Below are 1,207 nucleotides of genomic sequence, written 5' to 3'. Positions count from 1 at the left end.
ATATTTGGTCTGGCCAGCCAATCTGTGGCTGGCAAAGTGCTGGTAGTTGGCTCTGAGCGCGGCAGCCATAACCAAGCTAGGCAGGATCGCCCAGCCGGTGGCTGGGCTGGACAGCCTACGCTGCGCTCCGGCTGCCCCTGCTAGCGGCGTTAAGCACTTTTATGGAAATCGAGCTTTGATCAATAATGTGAGCATAGTTGAATCTATTTATGGATATTGGCCAGACTTTCATGATGCCGAAATCATAAGTATAAATTTTAAACGCGATACCTCACCAGAATCTAAGTGTTCTGCAGTAACAATAGAGCTGAATTACTGGGAAACCAAAACAATTAACGAAGGTACTTCGGATTTCGATTATGTGCTTGATAAAAACAACATCATAACAATCGAGTTTTCTGATTTATTAAAATCTTACGTAGAAGGGTTCAATTTCCAAAATGTAATCGATGGCCTAGTTTTTACGGAGAATGCAGATGGCATTAGCGCCGAGTTTATCACTATACACGGCGCATATATTAATATTCAGTGCAAAACTGTCACTGTTTTGGGTGTGCGGCCATATGCTTAACAAGTTGCCGCACAATCGCCCTTCGGGCTGGACCTCCGCAAGCTTCGCTTGCTACGGCCCGTGGGCAAGGCGTTAGCATGCAAGGAAAGTCGTGAAGCACATTTCATTCTTGGTTGCAGTACTTCTGATTGGGTGTTCCTCTTCTTGGAGTGAAGGACCCTATGAAGTTTACTGGATAGACGGCGTTAAAAGCCTTGGCTTTAACGTTGGTGATGGAGCATATATTGGGCGTATTGATGAGCCTAAGAGTATCAATGCAAATGAAAAATACATTTCAGTATATGCTTGCCCAGAACAATCGTGTGCTTACTACTACATAGATCGGGAAAAAGACCATAAGTTTGCGGATGCTACCGAGTTTGTCTTTGGTCCATACACGAGAGAATCGTTCATTGAGATTCAAAAGAAATTGGTATTGCCAGAGATAAATGAGCAGTAAGAATGCTAACAAGGCCAGGCACGGCGACAGCTTTTCCGTTACAGCTTCGCCTCCACAGCAAAGCCGCGCGTGCTGGCGGCGTTATGTTGCCGGTCGGTAAAAATTATCGTCGGTGTCTGCGGGAAATTGTTCGCACTGGTTTAGCGTCCTGCATCAAGCTACGTGGCCGTTCCGGGGTCAAGCAGTTTCGTTCCTAG

The 1,207-nt window shown here is 46.0% G+C and carries 2 protein-coding genes; both read left to right on the top strand.

The features are described from left to right. Positions 1-46: 46 nt before the first annotated feature. Positions 47-571, top strand: a complete 525-nt coding sequence (locus ABEA58_RS14345; protein ID WP_345552601.1) for an Imm50 family immunity protein — start codon at positions 47-49, stop codon at positions 569-571. Positions 572-662: 91 nt separating this feature from the next. Beyond that, positions 663-1,010 carry a hypothetical protein gene (locus ABEA58_RS14340; RefSeq protein WP_345552600.1) on the top strand — a complete coding sequence of 116 codons (348 nt, stop codon included), beginning with the start codon at positions 663-665 and terminating at the stop codon, positions 1,008-1,010. The last annotated feature ends 197 nt before the right edge of the window (positions 1,011-1,207 follow it).

The organism is Microbulbifer aestuariivivens (genome assembly GCF_039545115.1).
GTDB classification, from domain to species: Bacteria; Pseudomonadota; Gammaproteobacteria; order Pseudomonadales; family Cellvibrionaceae; genus Microbulbifer; species Microbulbifer aestuariivivens.
This window is presented reverse-complemented; position numbering and strand designations above follow the sequence as displayed.